Genomic DNA, 25,323 nt, shown 5'->3' on the forward strand with positions numbered 1-25,323 from the left:
GCTAACCCACCGCGCGACGCATACCGTGGAGGCATGGAGCCGATCACGCCACAACCCCGTCCGTGCTGGATCGCCGGTCGCGCCGAGCACGGTGTCGCCGAGCTGACCGTGCGGCACCCGTTCGACGGCAGCGAGGTCGCCACCGTCGCGGTGCCGGGCGCCGAACAGGTCGAGCGGGCCGTCGCGGCGGCGGCCGGAGTGGCCAAGGAGTTCCGCGGAACACCGGCGCACCAGCGCGCCGCCGCGCTGGACCACGTGTCCCGCGTGCTGGCCGCGCGGGCCGAGGAGGTCGCTGAGCAGATCACCGCGGAGAACGGCAAGCCGCTCAAGTGGGCCAAGGTCGAGGTCACCCGCGCGGTGTCCACGTTCCGGTTCGCCGCCGAGGAGGCGCGCCGGTTCACCGGAGACCTCCAGCGGCTGGACACCGACCCGGCCGCGGAGGGCCGGCTCGCGCTCGTGCGCCGAGTGCCGCGCGGGCCGGTGCTCGGTATCTCGCCGTTCAACTTCCCGCTGAACCTGGTCGCGCACAAGGTCGCCCCCGCGATCGCGGTGGGCGCGCCGATCGTGGTCAAGCCGGCTCCGCGCACCCCGCTGTCGGCGCTCCTGCTCGGTGAGTTGCTCAATGAGACCGATCTGCCCGAGGGCGCTTTCTCCGTGCTCCCGGTGGACAACGAGGCCACCATCGGACTGGTTCGCGACGAGCGGCTGCCGGTCGTGTCGTTCACCGGTTCCGGGCCGGTCGGCTGGTCGCTGATGGACGCCGCGCCACGCAAGCAGGTGGTGCTCGAACTGGGCGGCAACGCGGCGGCCGTGGTCTGCGACGACTGGCCGGACCTCGACTTCGCGGCGAGCCGGATCGCCACGTTCGGCAACTACCAGGCCGGCCAGTCGTGCATCGCCGTGCAGCGGGTGATCGTGGACGCCGCGGTCGCCGGGGAGTTCGTGCCCAAGCTGGTCGAGGCGGTGCGGCGGCTGCGCACCGGCAACCCGCACGATCCCGACGTCGAGGTCGGACCACTGGTGGACGAGGGTGCCGCCGAGCGGGTCGAGCAGTGGGTGGCCGAGGCGGTGGACGGCGGCGCGACCGTGCTCACCGGCGGCAAGCGGGACGGCGCGACCGTCGAGCCGGCCGTGCTGTCCGACGTGCCGCGCGGCGCGAAGGCGTGGGCCGAGGAGATCTTCGGGCCGGTGCTCGCGGTGACCGTGGTGGACGGATTCGACGACGCACTGTCCACAGTGGACGATTCGGCGTACGGGTTGCAGGCGGGCCTGTTCACCACGGACGTGCGCAAGGCGTTCCGCGCCCGCGCCGAACTCGACGTCGGCGGCCTGATCGTCGGCGACGTGCCGGCCTACCGCGCCGACCAGATGCCCTACGGCGGCGTGAAAGGCTCGGGCGTCGGCCGCGAGGGCGTGCGCTCCGCCATGGCCGACCTCACCGAGGAACGCGTCATGGTCCTCACCGGCGTGGATCTCTAGGCGCGCGGTGCCGAGGCGGGTTTGCCGTCGTTGCGGACATCTCGAACCGGGGTCTGTGGGTCTTGAAGACCGACAAACGTGGCGACGGCGATCAGGCGCGCGCGAAGCCTTGGGCGAAGGTGAACAGGCCGGACGGGTCGTACTTGCGGGCAAGATCGCGGATCACGCCCAGGTTGTCGCCGTAGTACGCGGCGGCCCAGTCCGGCAGGGACGGGTCGATGTAGTTCACGTACGCCGCCTGGCCCACGAGTTGGCCGAGCCCGTCACGCACCTCGGAGACGGCCTGGGTCGCGCGCTGCGCACCGGCGCCGCCCGTGCCCTGGTAGATCTGCGCCGAGGCGAACGCCGACCGGTGCGGGAACGCCGTGGCCCGCGAGTCGACCCGGGACACCGCGCCGCCCAGCGAATCGACCAGCAGGTCCATGCCGGTGCGCCCGTTCATCAGCTCGACGAGCCGGCCGGCGTCGGCCGGCCGGGTGAGGATCCGGGACGACGCGACGAACGCGTCCCGCCCGAGCGCGCCACCCTCGGACTGCGGCCGGCACTGCGCCGCCGGCCGGGTGGAGCACCCGCCGTAGTAGCGCATCGCGTCCAGGAATCCCTTGTCCTGCACCAGTTTCGACGACGGTGACCGTCCGATCCGGCCGATCAGCCGCGCCAGATGATCGTTCAGCGCGGCGGACGGGCCGACGAACGAGCCGCTGATCCGCGCGGACGGCGGGTTGCCGCCGGAGATCACCAGGCTCGACCACAGCTCGTCCGGCGCACCCCCCATCCACTCCTGCCACGCGCCGGCCACCTCCACCGCGGAGCCGGCCGGGAACCGCAATCCGAACACCGCGATGCCGGGCGCCGGCTCGGTGGCGAAGGTGAACGACGTGACGATGCCGAGGTTGCCGCCGCCCCCGCCGCGCAGCGCCCAGAACAGGTCGCGCTCGGATTCCGCGGACGCCGTGCGCAGCCGCCCGTCGGCCGTCACCACCTGCGCCGACACGAGCTTGTCGCAGGTCAGCCCATACTTGCGGGACAGCACGCCGATGCCGCCGCCGAGCGTCAGCCCGGCGATGCCGACCGTCGGGCAGGAGCCGGCCGGCAGGCAGCGCCCCGCCTCGGCCAGCGCCGTGTACACACCCATCAGCCGCGCGCCGGCACCGATCGTCGCGGTGCCGTCCGCGTTCACCTTCACGTCCGACATCCCGCCGAGGTCCACGACGAGCCCCCGGTCGGGCACCGAGTACCCGGCATAGCTGTGCCCGCCGCCGCGTGCCGCGATCGGGATCCTCGCGTTCCGCGCGGTCTCCACGCACGCCCGCACGTGCTCGGCACTGGAGCATCGGGCGACGGCGGCGGGCGCTCGCGAGTCGAACACCGGGTTGAACGACTGCTTGGCCACCGCGTACGAGCGATCGTCCGGCAGCACGAGCGCGCCACCGAGCCGGTCGCGCAGCGCCTGCCAGTCCGGCGGTCCGCCGCTGGGCGGGGTGGACGCCGTGGTGCCCGGCGGCACGGTCGTCGTGGGGCGCGGCGGCAGGGTCGGGAACGGGGTTCCCTGGCCCGGCGGGGTCTTGTCGCTGCACGCGCCGAGCGCCAGCGCGGCGGTGGACAGGCCGGCCGCCCGGAGCAGGTCACGCCTCGTGGTGCTCACCGGTCACACCACCCCGTCGCGCGGCGCAGCGCCGTGTCCAGCTCGTCGCGAAGATCGTCGCCAGCCAGCACGGCCGTAAGGTACCCGTCCGGCCGCACCAGCGCAGCCGTTTCCGGTTGCAGATCGAGCACGGTCCGCAACGGTCCGTCCCAGTCGGCGTGCTCCAGCGGCACCGGCTGCGCCAGCAGCTCGGACGGCGCGGAGTCCAGTGGACACTGGTGAGTCAGCAGCACGAACTTCGGGCCGACGTACTCGCGCAGCCGCATTCCCCAGTCCAGCCGCACGTCCGGGCACAGCACGCCGGGCACCGCCGGCCGCGGCACGCCCGGCTCCCTCGGGAACGCCGAGTAGTCCACAGTGGACGGTCGGGTGGTGAGCGGCGAGTCGACGTACCAGAACGGCTCGGACAGCTTCCCCGAGTCGATCAGCGGGCGCGCGGACTCGTCGTGCACGCTCCGCTCGAGCACCTCCAGCCGGCGCCCGCGGTCCTCCTCGGTACTCGGCACCAGGAAGCGCATCGTGGTGCCGGTGATCCGCAGGTTCTCCGCCGCGGCGGCCCGGCGCTCGATGTCGTAGGACTCCAGCAGCCCTGGCCCGGCGAGGCCGTCCCGGTCCAGCGCGATCTTCCACGCCGCGTTCTCCGCGTCGGCGATCCCCGAGTTCAGCCCGCGCGCGCCGAACGGGCTCATCAGGTGCGCGGCGTCGCCGGCGAGCAGCACCCGCCCCACCCGCATGGTCGGCACGCAGCGCTGGTGGAACGTGTACGAGGACATCCACACGATCTCGTACTCGGCGTCGCCGGCCACCTTGCGGATGCGCGCGTCCAACACCCCGCTCGCGTGCTCGGCGTCCAGGTCGAACTCCTCGGGCACCTGCCAGTCGATGCGCACCACGCCGTCCGGCTGCGGGTGCACCAGCACCTGGCGGCCGGGGTTCCACGGCGGGTCGAAGTAGAACCGGCGCTCCGGGCGCTCCAGCCCGAGGTCCACCCGAACGTCGGCGATGAGGAACTTGTCCGGGAAGGAGTGGCCCTCGAACGACAGCCCGAGCGCGCGCCGCACAGTGGATCGCGAACCGTCGGCGACCACGCAATGCGTGCCACGCAAGGGTTTTCGGCCGTCGACGATCGCGGTGACACCGTCGTCGTCCTGCTCGACGCCGGTCACCCGGTGGTCGTAGCGCAGGTCGACCAGCGGCTCACCGGCGATGCGCTGTTCGAGCAGCATCTCCACGACCGACTGCGGCGTGTTCACGAACGGCGGCCACGCGCTGCCCGGCACCTCGGGGAACGTGAGGTCGAGGACCTCGTGCTCGCGGTAGAACGTGCGGCCGCGGTACCAGGTCACCCCGGCGTCGGCCACCGCGTCGCCCACACCCGCGCGCTGCAGGATGTCCAACACATCGCGTTGCACGCAGATCGACTTGCTGCCAATCGGCGTCCGGTTCGGCTCCGCCTCCAGCACCACGGTCGGCACGGAGGCCCTGGCCAGCAGCAGCGCCGCGGTCATACCGACGGGTCCGCCGCCCACGATGATCACCGGATCACGGTTGCTCAACGTTGACACGCGCGCACGCTACCGTGATCGACTCACCTTTCAGTAGAGCCGCGAAGCTGGTCCCACACCTCGCGATCGCGCTCCGCCGTCCAGACCTTCGGCCAGGCGACACCGTCCAGCTCGTCCCAGTAGCGCTGCACGTCGAACGGCAGACAGTGCTCGAAGATCGGCCAGCCCGCGTACTCGGGCGCGAGTGCCTGGTGCGCGGCGGCGAACGCGTCGGCGATGGTGCCGCCGTCGCCGTGCACCCAGCGCACCGTGCGGCGCAGCTCGTTCAGGAAGTGCCGGCTCTGCTCGATCGCCGCGTCCACCGCGTCCCGCCCGCGCACCACCGCGCCGCGCCCGCCGATCAGCGTCTCCGCGCGGAATTCCGCCACGGTGTCCAGTGTGGTGCTCGCCCACTCGTCGTGGAACGCGTCGCCGGTGTACAGGGCGGCCCGCGCCTCGACCAGGTCACCGGCGAACAGGATCTTGTGCTTCGGCAGCCACGCCACGATGTCGCCCGCGGTGTGCCCGCGTCCACAGTGGACCAACTCGAGTTCGCCCCGGTCGCCGCCGAGCGGAATGGTCAGGCGATCGGTGAAGGTGACCGTGGGGTGGGTCAGCCCGGGGATGCTGTCCGGCTCCTCGAACAGCCTCGGCATCCGGCCGTACTCGGAGTCCCAGTCGGCCTTGCCGCGCTCGTCGATCAGCCGCCGGGTCTGCTCGTGGGTGACGATCTCGCGCGCGTCGAACGCGCTCGCGCCGAGCACCCGAACGGCGTGGTAGTGGCTGAGCACCAGGTGCCTGATCGGCTTGTCGGTGTGCTCGCGCAGCCGGTCCAGCCAGCGGCGCGCGGCAACCGGGGTGGCGCGGGCCTCGAAGCAGACGAGGAAGTCCTCACCCTCGATCGCGCCGACGTTCGGGTCACCCTCGGCGGTCAGGGCGTAGACGCCGTCGGCGAGGGTTTCCAGGGTCTCGGTCTTCGGCGCGGTGTCGGCGGTGGAGGCGAACGGCACGGTGCTCATGCGCCCGAGTCTGCACGACTTCGTGGGCTGCGACACAGTGATGTACCACTGCGGGTACCCTCGACGGCGCAGAGTTCGTCATTCGGGGAGAAGGCATGTCACTGGTGTCCCGTGCCAGCGCGGTGCTCCCGGTCGCCGGGACGGTGATCGCGGCTGGCGCGCTCGCGGGCGTGGCCGTGTTCACGGTCAACGAGGTCGGGTGCTCCGACTCGGGCACCTACGTGCAACACGACGGACACGTCGAGCTGGTCGGCGGCTGCGTCGACCCCGCCGACCTGCCGGCCGCCCCGCCCAACGCGCAGCACCCGGCCAGGCCCGCCGGCCTTCCGGACGGCGGGCCTGAGCGCTACCACGCGCCGTAAGTTCGTAGGTCTTCAAGACCCACAAACCCCGGTCCGAGGGGTCCGCAACGACGGCAAACCGGCGAGAGTCGTTGCCCGAGTGATCAACCCAGCGCGTTCAGCAGATCAGCCACCAGGTCGGTGCCGTCCTCGATGCCGACCGACAGCCGCACCAGGTCGTCGGGCACCTGCAGCATCGAGCCGGCCGTGCTGGCGTGCGTCATCTTCCCCGGGTGCTCGATCAGCGACTCCACGCCGCCGAGCGACTCGCCCAGGATGAACAGCTTCGTGCCGGCCGCGACCCGAAGCGCCTCGTCGACGCCACCCTTGCAGGTGAACGACACCATGCCGCCGAAGCGCCGCATCTGCTTGGCGGCCACCTCGTGACCGGGGTGCTCGGCGAGCCCCGGGTAGTACACGTGGGTCACCTTCTCGTGCCCGCGCAGCGCCTCCACGACCCGCTCGGCGTTGTCGCAGTGCCGCTCCATGCGCACGGCCAGCGTCTTCACGCCGCGCAGGGTGAGGTAGGCGTCGAACGGGCCGGGCACCGCGCCGGCGCCATTGCGCAGGAAGTCGAATCGCTCGTTGAGTTCGCTGTCCGAGGTGAGCAGCGCGCCGCCGACCACGTCGGAGTGCCCGCCGAGGTACTTGGTGGTCGAGTGCAGCACGATGTCCGCGCCGAGGTCGGCCGGCGACTGCAGGTACGGCGTGGCGAACGTGTTGTCCACGACGAACTTCGCGCCGTGTTCGCGGGCGAGCGCGGCCAGCGCCGGGATGTCGGCGATGCCGAGCAGCGGGTTGGTCGGCGTCTCGCACCAGATCACCTTGGTGGTGGGCCGGATCGCCGCGCGCACGCTGTCCACATTGGACAGGTCGACCGGGGTGTGCTCGACACCCCACTGGGCGAGCACCTTGTCGATGAGGCGGAACGTGCCGCCGTAGGCGTCGTTCGGGATCACCACGTGGTCGCCCGGGCGGCACAGCGTGCGCAGCGCGACGTCGGTGGCCGCCATGCCGGAAGCGAAGGCGAGCGCGTGCCGGGTGCCCTCGAGCGAGGCGAGGCACTCCTCCAGGGCGGTGCGAGTCGGGTTCGCCGTGCGGGAGTACTCGTAGCCGCCCTCACGCAGCCCGCCGACGCCGTCCTGGGCGTAGGTGGAGGTCGCGTAGATCGGCACGATCACCGCGCCGGTGCGCGGGTCCGGCTTCTGTCCACTGTGGATCGCTCGGGTCTCGAACCCCAGCCGCTCGTCGCTCATGACGAGAGCCTACGACCGCACACGAAACGGCGGGGCGCGACCACCTCTCGGTCACGCCCCGCCGTCGCGGTTGTCTAGCGGCTCACCACTGCTGCGGCGGCTGCTGCTGCCCGTAGCCGGGCTGCTGGGGGTAGCCGCCGGCGTACGGGTCGGACTTGCCGGCCTTGAGCCAGTTCAGCGTCGGCGGCAGCACGGCGGCGACCAGCGCCGGCAGCGCGGCGAACATCGCCAGCATCCTGCCGATCCAGTGCAACGAGTAGTCACCGGTGATGCGCTTCTGCATGTCGCTGTCGAACAGCACCTCGAAGTAGGTGCCGAACTCGCCGTCGGCGAACAGGACCGGGCTGAGCAGGATCATCGCGAGGCTCACGAAGGCACCGGCCGCGAGCACGAACGCGGCCGCGACCGTGCGCACCGCGATCAGGATCAGGCCGACGAGCAGCAACACCGCCGCCAGGCCGTACAGGATCAGCTCGAACGTCCACTCGCTCGGCGGGTCACCGCGGAGCCGGTCGTCGCCCATCAAGCCGATCATGTCGATGATCACAAACGCGTTGAACGTCAGCAGCGCGAGCCCGAGGACGCCGGCGATGATCACACCGGCGGGGCTCGACTGTCGCTGACCGTAACCACCGTAGGGATCCTGCGGATAGCCCTGCGGGTAGCCCTGCTGCGGGTAAGACATCTGGCCCTACTCCCCCTCGAAGTCGACTAAAGGGATGCGCGTTCGGCGCACTCTAAACCCTTCCGACTCGCTTACCTACCCGCGCGTTCCAACTGGTCTGGACCGTTATCTGGCGGAGACACACGTGGGCCTCGGCCAAGGCCTACACGTGTCCCGCTGCATCAGCCGCGAACTGCTAGTCCTTGGCTAGGGTGCAGGCGTTTCCCGCATTATAGGTATCGACTCCATCACTCAGAAGCCCTGGAAAGCAGACCCAATAGTCATTTTCCCCGGCACTGCAGGCATTCGCCCTCGGCGTATTGGGTGGAAATCCGACCGCATTCAAGTAGTGCAAGCAGTCAGCTCCGTTCATTGGCCCGATCTGCTGACTGCGGTCGCCGGACGGCTACCGACGGCACTAACACCCAGGTTGGGAGCGATATCCGCCGTAGCGTTCGACGCACCAGTCATCAAGGTCGCAACACCGAGCGCGAGCCCACTTACCCCAATAAGAAAAGACCTTGCAAACTTCAAAATAACCCCACCAACGACAACAAATGAGCTACTCAAGGTAGCGGTACGCAATTATCGGCCAGCACAAGGTCCATGTACTGCCAGACGAGTGATCTTGCAACGCCATCTGCCCGACAACGCTCCACTGGTACGAACGTGGGGCCCCGGCCAGTCGGCCGGGGCCCCACGTTTGCTCAGGAAATCGCGATCACCACTGCTGGGGTGGCTGCTGGCCGTACCCCTGCTGCGGCGGTTGCTGGCCGTACCCCTGCTGCGGGGGCTGCTGGCCGTAGCCCTGCTGCGGCTGACCGAAGCCACCCGGCTGACCGCCGCCGAAGCCGCCGCCACCACCGAAACCGCCACCAGGCCCGCCACCGAGCGCCGACCCGCCGAGCCCGAGGAAGGCCTTGGTCTGCGGGAAGAACGCCAGCGCACCGATAGCGCTGATGAAGATCCCCGCGATCAAACCGAAGACGAAGACGCCGATGTTGCTCTCCGAGGCGTCGCCGATCATGCCGAGAATCGAGAAGATCAGCATCGCACCGCCAGCCGACGCGATCACGATGCCGGCCAACTTGTGCTTCAGGTACACCAACACGCCGCCGCCGATCGCGGCGAGGCTGGCGACCAAGACGACGATCACACCCATCCACAGGAGCGCGGGGGTCGGGATGCTGATCCCCTGCTTCTTGACTGACTCGATCTGCGCGTCAGAGGCGTCGCCGACCCACTTCGAGATGTCGCTGATGTCGCCAAAGTCCGTAAGCGCGATGATCGCCGTCACCAGTCCCATGACGGCCGCCAGACCGGCGAGCCCCCAGGAGATGTACTGCGTGTTCATGCCCTGGCCGCCGAAGCCCGGGCCGGCGCCGAAGCCCTGCTGGGCACCGAAGCCCTGCGGCTGCTGGCCGTAGCCCTGCTGCGGCTGCTGCCCGTAGCCCTGCTGGGGCTGCTGCTGCTGACCAAAACCCTGGGGCTGCTGGCCAAAGCCCTGCTGCGGCTGCTGCTGGCCGAAACCTTGCTGCGGCTGCTGAGGCTGCTGACCGAACCCCTGCTGGGGCTGGCCCTGCTGGGGCTGGCCCTGCTGGGGGAAACCACCGGGCGGGCTGTCCGACGCGCTCGGCGGCGGGGCGTAGGGCGGCGGGGCCTCGGGCACGGACCCCGGCGGCACCATCTGCGTGGCGTCGCCCTGGTCACCACCCTGCTGACCGCCTACCGGCTGCGCTCCCTGCGGCTGCTGACCGGGCTGCACGACCTGCGTGCGCTCCGGCTCGCCCTGACCGGGCTGCTGACCGGGACGCACGACCTCGGTGCGCTCAGGGCCGCCACCTTGCTGGCCGGGACCACCAACGACCTGGGTCGGACCCGGCTCGTTGATCGCGGGATTCGGGCCGCTCGGGGGACCCTGTTGGCCACCCTGCGGCTGGTTCGGGGGCTGCTGGCCGCCCTGCCACTGTGGGTTCTGCGGCGGCTGCGGACCACTCATCGGGTTCCAACTCCTTGACTCTGACAGGTGCTCCCAGTCAGGGGCAACGGTAGTGGACCATGACCGGCCACTCGCCGCCATCCCCGACACATGCTCTTATCGTCCCGCGAGGTACCCAAGCAGGTCCTGGCGGGTCACCACTCCGGCCGGCTTGCCGTCCAGAAGGACCAGCGCGCCGTCCGCGTCGGACAGTGCCTTCATCGCGGCGGCCACCTGCTCGCCGGCCCCGATCGTGGGCAGCGGCGGCGACATGTGCCGGTCGAGCCGGTCGGCCAGCGCCGCCTTTCCGGTGAACAGCGCGTCGAGCAGTTCACGCTCGTTGACCGCGCCGACCACCTCCGCGGCCATCAGCGGCGGCTCGGCGCTGACCACCGGCATCTGGCTCACGCCGTACTCGCGCAGGATCGCCACCGCGTCCGCGACGGTCTCCGTCGGGTGCGTGTGCACCAGGTCGGGCAGCGTGCCGTCCTTGCGCCGCAACACATCCCCGACCGTCGCGCTCGCGTCCTCCGGCGGCAGGAACCCGTAGGAGGCCATCCACGGGTCGTTGAACACCTTCGACAGGTAGCCGCGCCCACCGTCGGGCAGCAGCACCACGATCACCGCGTCCTTGTCGGCCCGCTTGGCCACCTCGAGCGCGGCCGCGACCGCCATCCCGCACGAGCCGCCGACCAGCAGCCCCTCCTCGCGCGCGAGCCTGCGCGTGGTGATGAACGAGTCGGCGTCGGTGATCGCGACGATCTCGTCGCAGATGTCGCGGTCGTAGGCGTCCGGCCAGAAGTCCTCGCCGACACCTTCCACGAGGTACGGCCGCCCGGTGCCACCGGAGTACACCGAGCCCTCGGGGTCACCGCCGACCACCCGCACGCGGCCGTCGGACACCTGTTTGAGGTACTTGCCGGTGCCGCTGATCGTGCCGCCGGTGCCGATGCCCGCCACGAAGTGCGTGATCTTGCCCTCGGTCTGCCGCCAAAGCTCGGGGCCGGTCGAGTGGAAGTGGCTCTCCGGGTTGTTGACGTTGGAGTACTGGTTCGGCTTCCACGCCCCGTCGATGTCCGCGACGAGCCGGTCGGACACGTTGTAGTACGAGTCCGGGTGCTCGGGCGCCACCGCGGTCGGGCACACGACGACCTCGGCGCCGTAGGCCTTGAGCACGTTACGCTTGTCCTCGCTGACCTTGTCCGGGCAGACGAACACGCACTTGTAGCCCTTGCGCTGGGCGACCATGGCGAGCCCGACGCCGGTGTTGCCCGAGGTTGGCTCGATGATCGTGCCACCCGGCCTGAGTTCGCCGGACGCCTCGGCCGCCTCGATCATGCGCAGCGCGATGCGGTCCTTCACGCTGCCGCCGGGGTTGAAGTACTCCACCTTCGCCAACACCAGCGGGCCGTCGGCCGGCGCCAGGGCGTTCAGCTTGACCAGCGGCGTGTTCCCGACCAGGTCAACGATGTGCTCGACGTATTCCACGTGCTCAGCCTATCGGCGTGCGGGGACGACCGAGATGACCCACGCGGCCAACGCGGAGAGGTTTCGCGTCTGGGTCAGGACCTGGCCCGGACCCTGGAAGTCGAACACCAGGCCCTCACCGCTCTTGAGCGACTGGATCACGCCGCTGGCCATCTTGCGGGTCTGGTACTGCACGGTGTCGGCGAACGCGACGACGTGCCCGGTGTCGATCGTGACCAGTTCGCCCGGCTGCAGGTTCACCGGCTCCAGCGCGCCGTAGCAGGACACGACGAGCTGGCCCTGGCCGACACAGTGGGTGAGGAAGCCGCCCTCGCCGCCGAACAGGTTCTTGAAGCCGCCCCACTTGGTCTCGGTCTGCACGCCGTAGCTGGACGCGAGCCAGTTGCCCCTGGTGACGACCCACCCGGTGCGCCCGTCCATCTCGATGGTCGAGATGTCGCCGGGCAGGCTCGGCGCGACGTCCACCCAGCCGCCGTTGGGCGGCGCCGTGTACGTCGACAGGAACAGCGACTCGCCGGCCAGGATGGCGCGGCCGAGCCCCTTCATCACGCCGCCCTGGGTCTGCGACTGCATCTGCATGCCGTAGCTGTGCGCCAGCATCGCGCCGGACTCGACCGTGGTCGGCTCACCCGGCTGCAAACTCAGCCGAGCCACCGCGAACGACGGTCGTTGACGAATGTTCACCTGCACCTTGCCGCTCCTTGCCCGTGAAATCCCGTGCTGGTTGCCGACGTCACCCGAATGGCCCTGGACCTGTGAAAACTACAGCCCGCACCATAGTGAGTACGGACAGCAATCGGGGTGCGCCATGGAACTCAGCGTCCACCTGTTCAGCGAGCATGCCAGCACGCGAGATGACCTGCTCGACCCGCCTGACGATGCCACCATCCGGCCGGCGAACAAGCTCGCCGACCTGGATTTCGACTGCGAGCTGGCGTACGTCCACCGCCGCTCGAGCGACCTGCCGGAATGGTCGCGATACGTGCGCCCATATTTCGACGTCATGTGGGGCACCAGGGGCACGACCGTTTCCGCCGCCCTGCTACCCCGGCTGGGCGACCGGTTCTTCGCCGTCACGTTCGGGCACGGGCGGCACATTCTCAACAATTCTCTTCTGGTACCTGATTTCGGGTTGCGCGTGACCGCGAACTCGATCGCGCCAGACGCGGTCACCGCGATGGGAACCAGCACGGTCGGCACAGTTTCCCGACGCACCAACCAGATCGTGAACATGCCGTCGACGCTGGACGCATTCCGTCTGGACATCGGCGATGAATGGGTGCGCAGTCTCGCCGGTTCGACCGACGAGGAACTGGCGCACGCGATGTCCGGATCGCAGTCGCTCCGGGTGCGCGTCCGCGACGAACACGCCGAACTCAAAAGGCTCGGCGAACTGCTCGACTATCTGCTCCGGCAGTACGAGAGCACGCGTTATCAGAACACCTTCCGGTTCATCGACGCGCTGCGCCCACTCCCGCTGCACGACGACCGGATCGAGCGGTTGGACACCATTCTGCTGAACCGTTTCCTGGACCCGGCGAAACATCCCACGATCGCGGTCGCGGTGCCGGAGGACCGGCCGCCGGAGCCGACGTTCTTCAGGCTCACCAAGGGAATCGGGCACAAGGCGCGGGAGCGCGAGGAGATCGACCTTGCCTGGCTGCACGCGCAGAAGCACCGCGTGCACCGGCCGTTGGAGCAGATCAGGATCGGCTTGGTGGACGCGGAGGGCGACCGGGTTTCCGCGCCGCGCCCGTTGCGCGAATACCTGACGACGGAGACCGAACTGGACGGCGAGATGTTCGCGCTCGCCGGCGGCCGGTGGTTCCGTGTCGACGCCACCACGCTGGCCAAGGTGGAACGGCAGCTCGACGATTACGTCGTCGAATACAACGACCCGATCGAGCCGCGCAGAATAGGCGAGCACGAGGGTCCGTACAACGACCGGGTGGCCGAGATCGCCGGCTGGATCAATATGGAGCACCATCAGAAACAGGTGAGCGCGACCGGCGCCACGGTCGAGATGTGCGATCTGCTCACCGAGGACCTGCACCTGATATTCGTAAAATCCTTCGGCGATTCGACGCGCCGGTCGCACCTGTTCAGCCAGGGCAGCGTGTCGGCCCGCCTGTTCGCGGAGAACGCGGAGCTGTATCGCGAGAACGAGGGGTACCGCGATTTCGTGTACCGGCTGCACGCCGAGCGGTGGCCGTACACCGTGCGCGGCAATCCGAAGATCGTCTACGCGATCAGCACCGAGCGGAAACAGCCGCTGCGCGAGCTGCTCCCGTTGTTCAGCCGGATCAACCTGGCCAACCACGCGCGCACCATCTCCGCGTTCGGCTACCAGGTGAAACTCGCCAAGATCCCGGTCGTGCCGGCGATTCCGAAGGCGCGGACGGCCGGCCAGCGCGGCGGGCGGCGGCTGCGGGACGACTCGCGGGCGCGGCCGCAGCAGGGTCAGCTCTTCTGAGCGCGCACTTCCGGCCGCAACAGCTCGAGCAGCCGGGCGCTGGGTGAGACCAGGTCCCGGCTGGGGAACACCACGATGTCCTTCATGACCTCGGCGGTGGCCACGCTGGTGCGAAACCGGTCGGCGCCCAGGCGCGCCTCGGTCCGCCGTCCGTAGGCGTGTTGGCTGGTCGCGACCGGGGCGCCGGCCACGGAGAGCTGCCACCGCCAACTCCCGCCCTCGATGGAGAGCGTCTCCATGCTGGCTTCCCCGGCGAGATCGCGAACCCGCAGGGCGGCACCGAGGCACCGGCTCGGCGAACGGGACCGGCGACAGTCCCAGAACCCTGTTGTTCGCCCCGAGTAATCGCCAGGAGAACGCCACCTCGCCCTTTGCCGTGAAGATCTGGAACCGCGCCATTGAGACTCCCGGTGGTCCGGCCCGGGCCGTATGTTTCACGGCCTGCGTCGGGCGCCGTCTACTGGGAAGTCGCCACCAGCGGGTTCGGCGGTAGCCGTTGCGGTGAACACCCGATGAATGCGGAGTCACAAGTCACCCGGTCAGGTATCTCTCCGGAAAGAAACAGACCGTCGACGCAGGTCGACGCCCCCGCAACGACAAACCGGCCGAGCGCCGCGAGGCGCCCGGCCGGTCGGTCCGACCGAGAAAGGTCAGGACAGCGTGCAGCCGCCGGTGAGCGGCTTGAAGCCGTACTGCTGCAGCGTGGTGTTCAGCGAGCCGCCGCGCAGCGGGCTCGGGCCGGTGCCGTCGAAGCCGACCGCACGCAGCGCCTGGCCGTAGGACGACGACTGCGCAGCCGCTGCTCGACGACGCGTGCAAGCCGCGCAAGGGCGATCAGGACCGGTTGAACGACTGGATCCGGTTCGTCGGCGGCCCGGGGCAGAGCGCGATGGGCCCCGGCGTCGTGCCGCTCACCGCGCCGCTGCGCGACCAGGCCAAGCGCGCCGCGGACGGTGTCGGCACGGCGGCGCTGACCGGCAAGTGCGCGCCGATCGTGCCGGGTGCGGGCGGCTCCGGCTTCGGCCAGGCCGGCGGGTTCGGACCGGGCGGCGAGATCCTGCCGATCGGAGCCGGCCTGCCGGGCAGCGGTGGGCTGCCACCGGGTGCGGCCGGTGTCCCCGGCGGCCCGGCCGGGGTGCCGACCAAGCTGCCGACTCCCAACGACCTCAAGAAGGTGCAGCAGGTCGCGCAGAACCTGGACATCCCGTTGTTCCCCGGTGCCGCCGCACTGTGGATCCTGTTGCCGCTGCTGGCACTGGGTCTGGTTTCGACCATGACCTCCGGCTCGGCGTACGCCACGTCGGGGTCGCCGATGCCGGTGTGGCTGCGCCGCGCGGGCGGGTTCGTCGCCGGCCTCGCGCGCCGCCTTCGCCCGGGTGGCAGGGCATGACCGCGGTGCTCGAACCCGACACCGTGACCGAAACCGAGCCGCCCCAACGGAAGCTCCCACTGCCCACGCGGTTCGTCGCGCTGGCCGTGGCGGTCTGGCTCGGCGTGACCGGCGTGTGCCTCGCGCTGATCATCTACGGCCTCGGTCCGCTGTTGCAGAACAGGGAGCAGCGCGGCCAGCTCGACGAGTTCCGGGACAAGATCGACCGTGCGGTGGGCGAGACGCAGAGCCTGTACGGCCCGGCGCCGGTGACCAAGCCAGTCGAGTTCGGCTCGCCGATCGCCATCCTGGAGATCCCCCGGCTCAAAGTGCAGTTGGTGGTGATCGAGGGCGTGGACTCCTCGGACACCGCGGGCGGGCCGGGTCACGTGCCGGGCACCGCCGGGCCGGGCCAGCCGGGCAACAGCGCGATCGTCGGCAGGCGACTCGGCTACGGCGCGTCGTTCCGGCAGCTCGATCAGCTCGCGCCGGGCGACTCGGTCGTCGTCACCACCACGCAGGGCCAGTCGCTGTACGAGGTCACCGAGAGCACGCGAGCGCCGCTGAACGAGGACACCGACTACGGCAAGACGCCCGGCGACCAGTTGACCCTGGTCACCACGTCCTCGCGGGCACCGTGGGCCTCCGGCGAGGCGATCCTGGTGCGGGCCAAGATGCGCGGCCTGCCCTATGTCCCGACCCCGCAGAACGGCCGGGCCGACGCCGAGGACGGCCGCACCGGCGAGGGTGTCGCCGCAGTGGCGCGCCTGCTGCTGGCCGCGCTCGCGTTCGTGATCGTCGGGTTCGGCGCCGTGCTGCTGTACCGGCGGTGGCGCCCGCTGGCCACCTACGTCCTCACCGCGCCGGCACTCGTCGCGACCTGCGTACTGGCCGCCGAGGCGGTGTCGGCCATTCTGCCGGCGTGGATCTAGAGTGTCCCGTGTCGTTAATTCGGCGGCAGTAGGCGGCGAGCGAGTCGAGGATTTGGTCTGCTGTGCGTGCCCAACGCGATCAATGACACAATGCCCTGGTGAACGAGTCACCTCGCGCAGAACGTGTCGATGACATCACAGCGAATAGGATCTGCGGTCCAATCCGCTTCGAAGTCTACGGAGCTGCGTCGCCACCAGGTTGGGGACGCTGGGTCGAATCGGTTTCTGGCGACGGGCCCGCAATGGTTTGGCTGGGACACGCGACAGCCGATGGCGACCACGGATTGCTCGTCGGCACCGCACCCCGAGCTCTGTTTGACCACCTCGAGCATCCCATGCAACTCGATCCTGTCAGATCCGCAGCCCTCGCTGCCGGCGACCGGTTGATGAATGTCATCGGATCAGTGGACAGATCAGATCTTCCTCCTATGAAAGATCTCGGGGAAGCGGTCCGAAATAGGATCAAGAAGCGTGTTATTGATCTTTCGTCATGGGACCGAACGTCCTGGATAGTATCCGGCGCGCCAGTCACGGCGGCCGTGTGGCATTTCGCCGGTGCGTGGATTGGAATAGCGGAGGAGGTCGCGGGGAGTCACCTTGTGTGCATGGGCGTGAACTTCGCGTCAGACAAGCCTGAATTGGCGACCGTTGCAGGCACGGACTACGGCGTTGACTTTGCTGCAGGGTTGACAATTCGAGATCTGCAGCAGAGCAAGGCTGGCCTAGCGATGCCCGAGCCTAACCGGCGAGAACTTCGCATCGACCTCCAGGCCCTCCAGCAGTGACACCACGTTGAACTGCGGGTTGCACACTCGCAACCTGAGCGTGCAACCCGCAATCTGCCCTTCTATGCATACCATTTGTAGAGCCTCAGGGAATAGAGCTGGTCGTTGCAGTTCCAAGTGACGTTCCAATTGCTTGCTGGCCCAACGTACTCACATAGACCCTGAAAGTCTTTGTGTTTGTAGTACGTCTGGCCAGTGCAGCCCGCATACGTCCTGTATGATGATGCGCCACCGATTGCAATGTTCGACGATACGAGATCTCTGAATTGATGACCAGCACTGTCGCAAGTACTGTCAGCAACCAGTTCGACTGATTTCCCTCCCTGAAACGAGTGCTCAAAAAGAGTAGCCACGATGTGCGCGTTTGCAGGGCGAAGCTTCTGCGCCTCCCGTTTAGTGGTGGCGCAACCGAGCAGTGTGACCGTCGACTCCGGGCTGTCGGGGCGCGATTTCTGTGCCGCCGCAACGCAATACTTTTCGTCCGTACCAGTTTCCGCAGACGCAACCACAGGGTTAACCACGGCGGCCGTTGTGGCTACCACAACAAGAACGGCCCGCGTAAACAGAGCTCGAGCACGTCCTACGCGAAGTGTGTTAGACATTTAAAACTACCCTCCGGAATAAATTCCAAGGGAAGTCAATAGCAATTAGACGATTCCCCCAGAATCGCGACTAAAGCCCCAGCACTTGCAACACTAGCAGTCAATATCCACCACCGTACCACCAAAAGAGTGAACTGCTGGAACAAATGGGAGTCAGCAGAACGTTGTACCGCAGACGAGGCGCAGCGACCGTCCACGCTCGGGCTCGGAATGCCGCCTGAGATGCGTCGCCTGGTGGTCGCCAACTGGCCTCGGCTGGTGGCCGACAGGCCCGAAGAGCGGTCGGACGCCGAGGGGTTCCGGCTTGTCGACGCTGCTGACACCGACGCGCGGCTATGGTCGTGATGGCAGCACAACAATGACCCCACCACCCCCCGGCTCGACGATCTTCGACCCCTGAGCGCACCCGTAACGAGCAGCATCCTCGATGTGACTTGGGTTACAAAAAAGTGAAGCGCTCGGGAACTTCGAAGCGCCCCGCTCGTCACACTGGTGCCGCAGACGGTCAGGGAGGACGCCATGGTGGGAATCAGAACGGTGCAAGTGCTGGCGGTAACGGCCGGCTCGATCTGCGGGCTGTCCGGCGCGACGTACAGCTTGCTCAGCGACCAGGCGAAGCGCGCGAAGGCGATCATCGGCCTGCCGGAGGGCGACCCGCACAACGCCGACGGCGTGTACCTGCCGAACGGGCGCGGCCCGCTGCCGGCCGACCACCCGAGGGCCGCTGGCGCGCTGACGTTCGCCGTGCTGGGCGACTCGGCGGCGGCCGGCCTCGGCGCCGAGTCGGCCGACGCGCTGCCGGGCGTGCTGATCGCGCGCGGGCTCGCCGAGGAGGCCAACCGCCCGGTCCGCCTGACCACCTACGCGATCAGCGGCTCCACCACGGCCGATCTCGCCGCGCAGACCGGCCGCGCGCTCAACGGGACACCGCCGGACGTCGTGCTGGTGATCATCGGCGGCAACGACGTGACCGCGCGGATGCGGGTGGGCACGAGTGCCGAGATGCTGGCCACCGAGGTCGCCCGGCTGCGTGCGGCCGGCTGCGCGGTGGTCGTCGGCACGTGTCCCGACCTGGGCGCGATCCGCCCGATCCCGCAGCCGCTGCGCTCGATCGCCAAGAAGTGGAGCCGCGCGCTGGCCAAGGCGCAGCGGGTGGCCGTCCAGCGGGCCGGCGGCAACGCGGTGGCGCTGGCCGATCTGCTCGGCGAGTTCCACGTGCGCACGGACCTGTTCAGCTCCGACCAGTTCCACCCGAACGACGTCGGTTATGAGATGGCGGCCAGTGTTCTGCTCGCGCCGTTGTGCTCGGCGGCGAACGTGTGGGAGGGCACGATGGTCACGTCCTGACATCGGGCGGACGACGGGGCAGGATGGACGTCGACCCGCCACCGGCAGGACAAGGGAGTTCAGCCATGCCAGAAGCCGTCATCGTGTCCGCGGCCCGGTCGCCGATCGGGCGCGCCGGCAAGGGTTCGCTCGTGGACATCCGTCCGGACGAGCTCGCCGTGCAGATGGTGCGGGCGGCGCTGGACAAGGTGCCGCAGCTCGATCCGTCCACTGTGGACGATCTGATGCTCGGCTGCGGCCTGCCCGGCGGCGAGCAGGGCTTCAACATGGGCCGGGTGGTCGCCACCCTGCTCGGCTACGACGACCTGCCCGGCTGCACGGTCACCCGCTACTGCGCGTCCAGCCTGCAGACCACCCGGATGGCGTTCCACGCGATCAAGGCGGGCGAGGGGCACACCTTCATCAGCGCGGGCGTGGAGGCGGTTTCCCGTTTCGTGAAGGGAAGTTCGGACTCCTGGCCGGACACGCACAACCCGGTGTTCGCCGACGCCGAGGCGCGCACCGTGGCCACCGCCGAGCAGGGCGCCGAGGAGTGGCACGACCCGCGCGAGGACGGCGGCGTGCCGGACGTCTACATCGCGATGGGCCAGACCGCGGAGAACCTGGCATTGGCCAAGGGCGTCACCCGCGAGGACATGGACCACTTCGGCGTGCGCTCGCAGAACCTCGCCGAGCAGGCGATCAAGGACGGCTTCTGGGCGCGCGAGATCGTCCCGGTGACACTGCCGGACGGGCGGGTCGTGGACACCGACGACGGCCCGCGCCCTGGCATCACCTACGAGAAGACCGCCACGCTCAAGCCGGTGTTCCGCCCCAACGGCCGGGTCACCGCGGGCAACTGCTGCCCGCTCAACGACGGCGCGGCGGCTCTGGTGATCATGAGCGACGACCGCGCCAAGGAACTCGGCCTCACCCCGCTCGCGCGGATCGTGTCCACCGGCGTGTCCGGGCTGTCGCCGGAGATCATGGGCCTCGGCCCGGTCGAGGCGTCCAAGCGGGCGCTGGCGCTGGCCGGCATGTCGATCGGCGACATCGACCTGGTGGAGATCAACGAGGCGTTCGCCGCGCAGGTCATCCCGTCCTACCGCGATCTCGGCATCGATATCGACAAGCTGAACGTGAACGGCGGCGCGATCGCGGTCGGCCACCCGTTCGGCATGACCGGCGCGCGGATCACCACCACGCTGATCAACTCACTGCAGTACCACGACAAGCAGTTCGGACTGGAGACGATGTGCGTCGGCGGCGGTCAGGGCATGGCGATGGTGCTGGAACGCCTCAGCTGAGCCGGTTCCGCACCGCGCCGCTGAGCCGCAGGGGGTGAGCACGGCGGCGCCGGCTCCGACCACCGCACAGGTCCACCACAGCACGGCGGGCGAGAACGAGCCGTACAGCCACGCGCCGAACGCGGGCGCGCCGAGCCGCGCGGAGGCGTAGCCCCAGCCCATCGCGGCCTGGTACCTCCCGTGCGCCCTCGGGTGCGAGGTCGGCGGCGATGATGGCCGCGATCAGCGCGTCGGAGGCCGGGCGGTACAGGTCGCCGACGATGCCGAGCAGGGCGCCGGACGCGAGCAGCATGCCGACCGAGGTGGACGCGCCGACGAGCAGCAGGCTGCCGCCGGTCGCCAGCATGCCGCCGATCAGTACCGGCTTGGGGCCGAACGTGTCGGTGAGTGCGCCGCCGATCGGCTGGCAGATCATCGAGCCGAGGCCGTCGGCGCCGGCGACCATGCCGGCCTGCGAGGCGGTCAGCCCGCGCCCGCCGAGGTAGAACACCAGCAGCGGGACCACCGTGCTACCGACGCGGTTGACCAACTGGCCGGAGAACAGGAGCCAGAAGCTCCTGGGCCGGCTACCGGATGTGCTCGGTCAACGCGGCCAGCGCGGACGGCGGGAGCACCAGCGCGCCGTGGGCTGGGCTCTTGCTGTCGCGGACGCCGACGGCGTCCGCGCTGTGCGCGATCTCGACGCAGTCGTTGTTGTTCGGTTCACTGAAGCTGGACTTGCGCCACGCGAACGCGATCTCAACGCACTCGTTGTTGTTGCCTTCGCTGAAGCTGGACTTGCGCCACGCGGAAAACTCAAGCGGCACAAGGGTTCCCGGGTTGGTCATCGTCGTTCCTCCGGCGCGTGCGTGCGTGCAGGTTACGACGACCGCAACATCTCGCGCAGGAACGGGCGGGTTTGCTCCGGCCCAAGAGCGTGCACCCGCTGGTGCTCCCACGAAGTGCGGAACCTCGCAAGGCGCCGCTGGTCGTGCAGGATGTCACCGCCGTCGTGCTTCTCAACGTACGTCACCTGTACCTCCGGGTTCGAATCGAACCCGAAGATCGCGTAGGTCTCCTGCTGGCCCGGGTAGTAGCCGTGCCGGAACGGCGCCACCTGCACCTCGATGTTGGGACGGTCGATCGCGTCCAACAGGCGGGTGATCTGTCCTTTGAGGACGGAGGTACCGCCGTCGATGCCCTCCAGCGAGCGCAGCGCGGCCTCGTGGATCACGAACCAGTACTGCTGATCGTCATTGTCCAGAAATCGTTGGCGCGCAAGACGATTCTCGGTGTACTGATCGATCTGATCCGTGCTGAGCGATGGGCGGTAAGCGCGGAACGTGTAGCGCATGTAGTCCTCGGTCTGCAGCAGTCCGGGAATCACCATGCTGTTGTGCCGCCAAATCGTGGCAGCGCTGGACTCCATGTCGATCACGAGCCGCATGTTGCCCTTGAAATGGTTGCGCAGCACGGAAGGACGGCGCGGCGCCTGCTTCTTGCCGAGACTGGCCAGCTCGCGACACTCCTCGCGGGTGGCCTCCTCAGCCTTGTACAGCTCGAGGAACACCTCCAGGTCATGGTGATCGACACCGGAGCCGGCGCCTTCCACGTGAACGATCTTGGACTGCGACCAGCCGGTCGCCTCGGCCACCTCTTCCTGCGACATGTCGGCGGCGAGCCGCAACTCGGCGAGCTTGCGCCCGCAGATGATCCTGTGCACCAGCGGCGGGAGGGAACCTCGAGACATGCCAGCAACCCTATCCGGAATCCATTCACCCGATCGGTGGACTATCAAGTATGGGTATTCAATATTACTGTTCAACCCGTGGCCAGAAAGCTGATCGACCGCGACACCTCCCTCGCGCATACCCCGGTGCGCGGGTCGCGGATCAGCCGGCCGGCCCACTCGCCTGTTCGTGGTCGTCCCGGCGAAGATGGAGCGTGCATCGTCTTCGCCGTGGGCACGCGCGTGTCCACGGGCCCAACGCAGGCGAGCGACGGCGCCACCACGCGGCTCACGCGCGGCCGCGGGTGGCGTCACTCGCTCAGGGAACCGTCGTGACCGACTGGGACGACGTCGACCGCTGGCTGGAGGAACTCCGCCGCCGGCACTGGACGCTCTACCTGTTTGGCGAGCGGCACGCGCCGACCATGATCGCCGCCGAGTACGGCTGGCCCACCTGCACCGATGTGTTGGTCATGAGCGGCCACGACCGCGCCGTCGCCTACCGCGCCCCCGTGACCCAGGACGTGCACTCCCCGAGTTGGGTGCACTGGTGGTACGCCAGCTCGGCGGCCTGGACCCTGCGCGCCGTCCTCACCCTCGACCCGCCGAACGGCCGGCTGCTCACGCACATCGAGGCGGCGCCCCCGATCTGCCACGTCCCCGACGACCGGCGCCCACTCATCATCCGTCCCACCTGAGCCGAAGAACGGTCAGTAGAGACCGATCTTGTCCAGCCGCAGCTTGATCACGGCGTCGCGGTTCACACTCGCCCCATCGCAAATCGAATGAAGAATCCCGTTGTAAACCAGATCCCACAGTCGCGGGTTCGACTGTAGCCGCGCATAGTGCGTGGTCGCCTCTCGACCGTCCTTGTCCTTCAAAATGAGATTCCAACCGCCCGCATAACCGCTTATCCGGACAGACGTCAATTCGTACGTCTTGATGAACTGTCCATCTCTGAACCAGTCCGCACCAGCCGACATCACGTGGTAGTGCCCCGATGCGTATCCAAGCCATCCTGCTCCCGCAAGCAGAAGCCAAAGTAGCCAATGGCCTGTCCAGCCAAAGCCGCCGTCCTCGAACGTATAGATCGCGACTCCGAAGCTTACAAATACCATCGCGACAATCCACTTTGTCGTACTTGGCGCGACGTACCATTCGAGGATTGGCCCCTCGCCATCCGGTGGACTACGCACTCTGTGCCGATCTCGATCCACTCGGCGGGACGGAGTGCGCGAAAGATCGTGGGGCGCCGCCGGCGGCCTCGGCTCGCCGGTCTGCTTGTCCGGCATCGGCGGCAACTCAACGTAGTCCACGTTACTCGATTCCTACCACAGTGGCCGCATGTACCACGGCAGACTATCGCGAACCTCCGGCTTGTGCATCAAGTCCACGACCGCCTTAACGTCGTTACTCATAAGCTGTTCAATCATCCAGCCCGTCCCAGTGGACATGACGAAGCCAGCAACCGCACCAAGCGGTCCACCCACGCCGAACCCAACGACAGCACCCGCAGTGAACCCGCCGACATTAGAGGCTAGGTTTGTCCCCAGCGGCTTACCCCTAACCAGGTCATAACCAATACTAAACCCGGTGGCCACCAAGCCGGCTACTTGAACGTTCCGCAGGACTGGAACTGCCTTGTCGAGGCCGGGAACCCTGTACAAACCAGAGCGGCGGGATTCGAGATCGCCCAATCCGGCCAGAGAACCAAGAACGTTCTTTTGGATCGACTCAGGCAGCTTGGTGAGCCACTTTCCGGCCATCTCGGCTTCGACGCGATGTGCCGCTGTGTGGGCCTTCGCAAGTGCCTCGGATTTTCCGAGGATCGCTCGTGCGCGTACGTTCGCTGGAAGAGTCGCGTTGGCCGCGATCTTGCCTTGATCGGTGGCATAGTCGATGGCTTCCTGGGCGTACTTGCCGAACTGCGCTCCTCGACTGGCCTTGAATTCGTGTTGTTTGGCAAGCGCCGCACCGGTGAGCCCAGCACCGAAGTCCGCAGCGTTGATGTGCCACTTCTCGGCGACGTTGCCCAAGTAGCTGAACAGCACGTCTTGGGACTTGCTTTCGATGTCGCGCCCTTGCGCAACAGTGAGGGTCGCCTCGGCGTAAGCTCTGACCTTCTTGTGGTAATCCGCGATCGCAGTCTGATATCCCTGCTGGGCGGCGATGTCCTCCTTGTACTCCCGCATGGTCGTTCCGCTGGCAGCGCCCGTTCGGGGCGGCGGCGGTTGTTTGGGCGGCTCACCCGGCTCGTGAATCTCGGTCTCCGTCACGGTCAACCCGGCCTGGATGGCGATCTCTCGAGCCTGGGTCATCCGCGCGACGACGGTATCCAGATTGGTGCCGTAGTCGAACAGCGCTTGCGCGGACCGCCGTAGTTCACGCTCAGGTCGTCCATCTTCGGGCGCACCCGGCCGATGACGTCCCGAAATCCTTCGGCGGCCTTCCCGGTCCATCCATCGGTACTGGCCGCGCTGGCACTGTTGGTCACCGTCGCGGCCTCGTGCGTGCTGTCCCTCATCGTGTTCAACCACGCGGCGAGCCCTCGGGCGCCCTCCGGATCACCATCGACGAACGTGTTCAGTGGCATCGGAATCCCCGGATCACCTCGGTCGCGGCAGCCGTTCACGGGCGAACACGTCACTGGCGCGGTAGGTCTTCCGGCTCTTGGCCACCGCATCCGATGCCGCGCCAAGACCTCCGACCGCGATGCCGGTTTGCTTGCCCAACCGGGCCACCAGATCAGCCACCGCGGCCGTTGCCACGCCCAACGGCGGCGGCTCTGGTGGCGACGGCGCCTTCCCCAATCCGTCAGCGGCACCGCGCAACCGCCCCGCCGCCGCATCCAACGCGGCAAGCCGCGCCGAGTAGCCGTCAGGCATCGGATTCCTCCCCAAAGCTCCCGTACTGCCGGACCGCCGGGTCCAACAGCGCATCCCAGTAGACGTCCGACGCGCCCGCGGTGTGCTGCAAGGTGTGCAACGCTTCGGCGCGGAAGGCCATCCACGGCTGCTCGTCGCCACACCCGGCGACCAACTTCTCCAGCGACGTGTAGACCAGCATCGCGCGACGACCGTCCTCCAACTCGCGCAACACCAACGTCACGTCGTCTCCCGCGACCGCCGTCGCGGTGGGCGTGAACAACTGGTCAGGGACATCGTCAGCGTCCACGCCGGCCATCTCGCCGCCCAACACCGACGGCGCGACGCTGAACCCATCCGGCGCGCTGCTATCCCCTGGCACACGTCCCCCTACGCATCGTGACCAACAACGTTAATCGATGACGTGCGACAACGTCACTCGGACAAACGAGTGAGACCCACCATCAGGCCAACCTGACACGCGAAGGCCGCCTTCCCTTGTGCCACAAGGGAAGGCGGCCTTCGTGCACCCCCGTCGGTTGG

25 protein-coding genes are annotated in these 25,323 nt (G+C 68.4%); 9 read left to right on the forward strand and 16 right to left on the reverse strand.

Annotated elements, in window-relative coordinates:
• Window positions 1-33: 33 nt before the first annotated feature.
• Entirely contained in the window at window positions 34-1,479 is a 1,446-nt protein-coding gene (locus EV193_RS19260; protein ID WP_130345570.1) for an aldehyde dehydrogenase family protein, read from the forward strand.
• A gap of 91 nt (window positions 1,480-1,570) precedes the next feature.
• Here the strand turns inward: EV193_RS19260 and EV193_RS19265 are convergent, their stop codons facing one another.
• From EV193_RS19265 to EV193_RS19275, 3 genes are read right to left on the reverse strand one after another with little or no spacing between them, the layout of a single operon-like run.
• A complete protein-coding gene (locus EV193_RS19265) occupies window positions 1,571-3,124 on the reverse strand; it encodes an FAD-binding oxidoreductase (RefSeq protein WP_130345571.1) in 1,554 nt (517 codons plus the stop codon).
• Window positions 3,121-4,689, reverse strand: coding sequence for an FAD-dependent monooxygenase (locus EV193_RS19270; protein WP_242613503.1), 1,569 nt, complete (start codon window positions 4,687-4,689; stop codon window positions 3,121-3,123). Before EV193_RS19270 ends, EV193_RS19265 begins: the two co-directional genes overlap by 4 nt.
• Window positions 4,690-4,712: 23 nt before the next feature.
• Window positions 4,713-5,687, reverse strand: coding sequence for an MBL fold metallo-hydrolase (locus EV193_RS19275; RefSeq protein ID WP_130345572.1), 975 nt, complete (start codon window positions 5,685-5,687; stop codon window positions 4,713-4,715).
• 95 nt (window positions 5,688-5,782) lie between these two features.
• On the opposite strand from EV193_RS19275, the gene EV193_RS19280 reads away from it, so the two are divergent.
• Window positions 5,783-6,049, forward strand: a complete 267-nt coding sequence (locus EV193_RS19280; protein ID WP_165401415.1) for a hypothetical protein — start codon at window positions 5,783-5,785, stop codon at window positions 6,047-6,049.
• A gap of 83 nt (window positions 6,050-6,132) precedes the next feature.
• On the opposite strand, the gene EV193_RS19285 is transcribed toward EV193_RS19280, so the two are convergent.
• From EV193_RS19285 to EV193_RS19305, 5 genes are all read right to left on the reverse strand, one after another.
• On the reverse strand, window positions 6,133-7,284 hold the full coding sequence (locus tag EV193_RS19285) for a cystathionine gamma-synthase (RefSeq protein ID WP_130345573.1): 1,152 nt from the start codon (window positions 7,282-7,284) through the stop codon (window positions 6,133-6,135).
• An 82-nt stretch (window positions 7,285-7,366) separates the two neighbouring features.
• A complete protein-coding gene (locus EV193_RS19290; protein WP_130345574.1) occupies window positions 7,367-7,969 on the reverse strand; it encodes a hypothetical protein in 603 nt (200 codons plus the stop codon).
• 700 nt (window positions 7,970-8,669) lie between these two features.
• Window positions 8,670-9,947 (reverse strand): hypothetical protein, encoded by a 1,278-nt coding sequence (locus EV193_RS19295; RefSeq protein ID WP_242613535.1) that lies wholly within the window; start codon window positions 9,945-9,947, stop codon window positions 8,670-8,672.
• Window positions 9,948-10,043: 96 nt separating this feature from the next.
• Window positions 10,044-11,414 carry a cystathionine beta-synthase gene (locus EV193_RS19300; RefSeq protein ID WP_130345575.1) on the reverse strand — a complete coding sequence of 457 codons (1,371 nt, stop codon included), beginning with the start codon at window positions 11,412-11,414 and terminating at the stop codon, window positions 10,044-10,046.
• 9 nt (window positions 11,415-11,423) lie between these two features.
• Complete coding sequence (locus tag EV193_RS19305; protein WP_130345576.1) at window positions 11,424-12,104, reverse strand: TIGR00266 family protein; 681 nt, start codon at window positions 12,102-12,104, stop codon at window positions 11,424-11,426.
• Between the two features lie 118 nt (window positions 12,105-12,222).
• Here EV193_RS19305 and EV193_RS19310 point away from each other — a divergent pair, with 118 nt between their 5' ends.
• The gene (locus EV193_RS19310; protein WP_165401416.1) at window positions 12,223-13,887 is read left to right on the forward strand and encodes a DUF6119 family protein; all 1,665 of its coding nucleotides are present in this window, start codon (window positions 12,223-12,225) and stop codon (window positions 13,885-13,887) included.
• Here the strand turns inward: EV193_RS19310 and EV193_RS19315 are convergent.
• Entirely contained in the window at window positions 13,875-14,126 is a 252-nt protein-coding gene (locus tag EV193_RS19315; RefSeq protein ID WP_130345578.1) for a hypothetical protein, read from the reverse strand. The genes EV193_RS19310 and EV193_RS19315 overlap by 13 nt on opposite strands.
• Before the next feature lie 605 nt (window positions 14,127-14,731).
• On the opposite strand from EV193_RS19315, the gene EV193_RS19320 reads away from it, so the two are divergent.
• From EV193_RS19320 to EV193_RS19340, 5 genes are all read left to right on the forward strand, one after another.
• Entirely contained in the window at window positions 14,732-15,277 is a 546-nt protein-coding gene (locus tag EV193_RS19320) for a hypothetical protein (RefSeq protein ID WP_130345579.1), read from the forward strand.
• Complete coding sequence (locus EV193_RS19325; protein WP_130345580.1) at window positions 15,274-16,188, forward strand: class E sortase; 915 nt, start codon at window positions 15,274-15,276, stop codon at window positions 16,186-16,188. Before EV193_RS19320 ends, EV193_RS19325 begins: the two co-directional genes overlap by 4 nt.
• 335 nt (window positions 16,189-16,523) lie before the next feature.
• Window positions 16,524-16,973: a hypothetical protein gene (locus EV193_RS19330; protein ID WP_130345581.1), complete on the forward strand. Its 450-nt coding sequence runs from the start codon at window positions 16,524-16,526 to the stop codon at window positions 16,971-16,973.
• 1,121 nt (window positions 16,974-18,094) lie between these two features.
• The gene (locus EV193_RS19335; RefSeq protein ID WP_242613504.1) at window positions 18,095-18,922 is read left to right on the forward strand and encodes an SGNH/GDSL hydrolase family protein; all 828 of its coding nucleotides are present in this window, start codon (window positions 18,095-18,097) and stop codon (window positions 18,920-18,922) included.
• Between the two features lie 65 nt (window positions 18,923-18,987).
• Complete coding sequence (locus tag EV193_RS19340) at window positions 18,988-20,208, forward strand: acetyl-CoA C-acetyltransferase (protein ID WP_130345582.1); 1,221 nt, start codon at window positions 18,988-18,990, stop codon at window positions 20,206-20,208.
• Here the strand turns inward: EV193_RS19340 and EV193_RS19345 are convergent.
• Genes EV193_RS19345 through EV193_RS19355 form a run of 3 tightly spaced genes read right to left on the reverse strand, consistent with a single transcriptional unit; the run spans window position 20,201 to window position 21,937 of the window.
• On the reverse strand, window positions 20,201-20,737 hold the full coding sequence (locus EV193_RS19345; RefSeq protein WP_278044190.1) for an MFS transporter: 537 nt from the start codon (window positions 20,735-20,737) through the stop codon (window positions 20,201-20,203). The genes EV193_RS19340 and EV193_RS19345 overlap by 8 nt on opposite strands.
• Window positions 20,738-20,774: 37 nt before the next feature.
• Window positions 20,775-21,035: a DUF397 domain-containing protein gene (locus tag EV193_RS19350; RefSeq protein ID WP_130345584.1), complete on the reverse strand. Its 261-nt coding sequence runs from the start codon at window positions 21,033-21,035 to the stop codon at window positions 20,775-20,777.
• 32 nt (window positions 21,036-21,067) lie between these two features.
• A complete protein-coding gene (locus EV193_RS19355) occupies window positions 21,068-21,937 on the reverse strand; it encodes a helix-turn-helix domain-containing protein (protein ID WP_165401418.1) in 870 nt (289 codons plus the stop codon).
• Between the two features lie 311 nt (window positions 21,938-22,248).
• Here EV193_RS19355 and EV193_RS19360 point away from each other — a divergent pair, with 311 nt between their 5' ends.
• Window positions 22,249-22,614: a hypothetical protein gene (locus EV193_RS19360; RefSeq protein ID WP_130345586.1), complete on the forward strand. Its 366-nt coding sequence runs from the start codon at window positions 22,249-22,251 to the stop codon at window positions 22,612-22,614.
• Between the two features lie 12 nt (window positions 22,615-22,626).
• Here EV193_RS19360 and EV193_RS19365 read toward each other — a convergent pair whose 3' ends face one another.
• The 4 genes from EV193_RS19365 to EV193_RS19380 form a co-directional block, all read right to left on the reverse strand.
• A complete protein-coding gene (locus tag EV193_RS19365) occupies window positions 22,627-23,232 on the reverse strand; it encodes a hypothetical protein (protein ID WP_130345587.1) in 606 nt (201 codons plus the stop codon).
• A 12-nt stretch (window positions 23,233-23,244) separates the two neighbouring features.
• The gene (locus tag EV193_RS19370) at window positions 23,245-24,375 is read right to left on the reverse strand and encodes a hypothetical protein (RefSeq protein WP_130345588.1); all 1,131 of its coding nucleotides are present in this window, start codon (window positions 24,373-24,375) and stop codon (window positions 23,245-23,247) included.
• Window positions 24,376-24,522: 147 nt separating this feature from the next.
• Window positions 24,523-24,801, reverse strand: a complete 279-nt coding sequence (locus EV193_RS19375; protein WP_130345589.1) for a hypothetical protein — start codon at window positions 24,799-24,801, stop codon at window positions 24,523-24,525.
• On the reverse strand, window positions 24,794-25,162 hold the full coding sequence (locus EV193_RS19380; protein ID WP_165401420.1) for an SAV_915 family protein: 369 nt from the start codon (window positions 25,160-25,162) through the stop codon (window positions 24,794-24,796). Before EV193_RS19380 ends, EV193_RS19375 begins: the two co-directional genes overlap by 8 nt.
• Window positions 25,163-25,323 lie beyond the last annotated feature (161 nt).

This window comes from Herbihabitans rhizosphaerae (assembly GCF_004216555.1).
GTDB lineage: Bacteria > Actinomycetota > Actinomycetes > Mycobacteriales > Pseudonocardiaceae > Herbihabitans > Herbihabitans rhizosphaerae.